The 2593-nt window shown below is 30.4% G+C and carries 3 protein-coding genes and 1 pseudogene; 2 read left to right on the top strand and 2 right to left on the bottom strand.

Annotated elements, in window-relative coordinates:
• Positions 1-6 precede the first annotated feature (6 nt).
• Positions 7-372, bottom strand: a complete 366-nt coding sequence (locus ACTTBL_RS06795; RefSeq protein ID WP_440644156.1) for a hypothetical protein — start codon at positions 370-372, stop codon at positions 7-9.
• Between the two features lie 433 nt (positions 373-805).
• Positions 806-1771, bottom strand: a complete 966-nt coding sequence (locus ACTTBL_RS06790) for a membrane dipeptidase (protein ID WP_440644155.1) — start codon at positions 1769-1771, stop codon at positions 806-808.
• A gap of 94 nt (positions 1772-1865) precedes the next feature.
• On the opposite strand from ACTTBL_RS06790, the gene purE reads away from it, so the two are divergent.
• Together purE and ACTTBL_RS06780 are read left to right on the top strand one after the other, a co-directional pair.
• Positions 1866-2357: a 5-(carboxyamino)imidazole ribonucleotide mutase gene (gene purE / locus ACTTBL_RS06785; protein ID WP_145595912.1), complete on the top strand. Its 492-nt coding sequence runs from the start codon at positions 1866-1868 to the stop codon at positions 2355-2357.
• Position 2358: 1 nt separating this feature from the next.
• Positions 2359-2593, top strand: a pseudogene (locus tag ACTTBL_RS06780) (5-(carboxyamino)imidazole ribonucleotide synthase); the annotation flags it as partial.

Below are 2593 nucleotides of genomic sequence, written 5' to 3'. Positions count from 1 at the left end.
CTCTTTTCAGGGTGCTTTTTCTCTACTTAAAATCCAATTATTTAATAGAGTTGGGTGATTGACTATAAATGGAGCCATGCCCAAGCCTGTGGAGTTACCTATTCCCAAGTTTTTACAAATATTGTCATCTAGCTTAACGGCTTTTTTTGGATTTTTATAATAAGCAACATGATTAACTTGATCAAAAGTAAATTGTCTTACCAAATATACCAACATCATTTCTAATCTGAATGGGCCATTAATTTCTTCACGATTTTTAATTCTAAATCGATCTGCTAGACCAAACTTACCAGAGCCATATACTGCTGTAGTCCTATATAAATAGCCTACTTTTGATAATAGGTTTAAATCTGGCTGCTTACCTTTACTCAAACTTTCAACTACATGATTATAAATTCTTACTGATTTGTTTGCTCTCGATAAAGTTAATTCTTTATAAGAAAGTCTACCGACTTCTTGCTTTGGAACTTCATTTTTTAATCTTTCAATGTCTTTTTTTGTAGGAACTCCATCATGTAATGTAAAAGCTGCATCCCATTTTGTTGCTATAACTCTATCTGATCTTTCTTCATCTTTGATTTCATTTGCAAAACAAACTAAAGAATAAACTCTTTTATTTTTTTTAAATGAATAAACAGCTTCTCCAAAACCATTTTCGTTTAAATTAAATAAATCTCTTTTATACTCCCACTCTTTAAATTCATTAAGAAAACTTCTTAAAAAAAAGATAATTTTGATTGATGAAAAGATCCTAGCCTTGATAATTTCATTATCTTGTTTGGGTCTCTTAATTCAACTTTCATAATTAAATAGATTTATAAAAATTGTACCAGTTATTTCCAAGTATTCCATGTGTCTCGGTATCTGAAAAACCTGCTTTTTTTAGACCTTTTTCAATATTTGAGAACCCTCTTGCATCAAGAAACCAATCAGGTTGTTTTGGAAAACCTGGTTTATTTTTCGAACCTTCACCATAATTTTTACTTTTAGACCAAGAGCCATTTCTCATCCATTCAACAACAGTATCTGGCTGATCTAAACAAAGATCTGATCCTATTCCTATTTTTTTTACATCCATTATTTCAGCGGTTTTTGCCACCATTTCACAAAAGCTATCTAGAGTACAATTTGTGTTATCTTTTAAGTGATGAGGGTATAATGATAAACCCAACATACCACCACTATCACTCAAAATTTTTAATAAATCTGAGGATTTGTTTCTTTTAGCTGGATGCCAAAAAGAAGGATTGGCATGAGTAATTGCTATTGGTTTTTCACTGAATTCAATTGCATCTAGAGTACTTTTTTCTGCAGAATGAGACATGTCGACCACGAGGCCAACTCTATTCATTTCTCTTATAACCTCACGTCCAAAATTTGTAACTCCACTATCTACTTTTTCATAACAACCTGTTGCTAGCAAAGACTGGTTATTATAAGTAAGCTGCATAAATCTGCATCCTAATTCATGAACCTTTTCAACTAAATTTATATCATCTTCAATTGGTGAGCAGTTTTGGAAACCAAAGAATATTGCAGTTTTGTTTTCTTTATTAGCTTTATCAATATCTTGGAAATTCTTACCAAGAAAAATTAAATCCGAATTTTCATGAAATAATTTTTCCCATTTTTTAATTTCAAGTTGTAATTCATCAAAATCTTCATGGTAGACAATGGTAACATGGACAGCATCTAATCCAGCAGATCTATTGATCTCAAAGATTTTCCTAGACCAATTACAATATTGAAGATTATCAATTTTATAATTCATAGTATATTTAACTCTAATCAATATGTATTTTAAATACTATTAATTTTATTGAAATTTTAAGTTAATTTTGAAATAAACAGATCGATCAATTTTCATGAAAAAAAATAGTAAATTAAAAGTTTCAATCATAATGGGAAGTCAATCTGACTATAAAGTAATGAAACTAGCCGAAAAAACCCTAAAAAAAATTGGAGTTTCATTTGAAACAAAAATTATATCTGCTCACAGAACACCTCAAAGAATGTATGAATATGCTGCAAAAGTTGAGCAAAATAATATAGGAGTAATAATTGCAGGTGCTGGAGGATCTGCTCATCTTCCAGGCATGATATCAGCACTTACACATGTGCCAGTACTTGGGGTTCCTGTTGAAAGTAAAAAACTTAAAGGTTTAGACAGTTTGTTATCAATTGCACAAATGCCTAAAGGAATTCCTGTGGGAACGCTTGCTATAGGAGAGGATGGCGCCATTAATGCTGCTTTATTAGCTGCAGCAATAATTGCTAATAATAATTCAAATGTTCGAAAAAAACTTAAAAATTTTAGAACATCACAAACTAAATCTGTAAAGAAATCTCCAAAATAAAATGTCAAAAATTACTCTTGGTATCATTGGGGGTGGTCAACTTGGAAGTATGCTTGCAATAGCGGCTAAAAAATTAAATGTTAAAACTGTTGTTTTTTGTGATGACATAGATGCACCAGCACAAAATTTTTGTAATCAATTTGTTAAAGGAAGTTATGATAATAAAGAAAAAATATCAGAATTTATAAATCAGGTTGATTTGGTCACTTATGAATTTGAAAATATTCCTTATGAAA

The sequence above is a fragment of the Candidatus Pelagibacter sp. HIMB123 genome (assembly GCF_052048195.1).
Classification (GTDB): Bacteria; Pseudomonadota; Alphaproteobacteria; order Pelagibacterales; family Pelagibacteraceae; genus Pelagibacter.
Note: the sequence above shows the minus strand (reverse complement) of the source record. Positions and strands in the feature narration are given on the sequence as shown.

What these genes read in the sequence shown, in the direction of transcription:
- ACTTBL_RS06790 (WP_440644155.1), bottom strand. Translation starts at nt 1,771, where the DNA reads ATGAATTATAAAATTGATAATCTTCAATATTGTAATTGGTCTAGGAAA.
- purE (WP_145595912.1), top strand. Translation starts at nt 1,866, where the DNA reads ATGAAAAAAAATAGTAAATTAAAAGTTTCAATCATAATGGGAAGTCAA.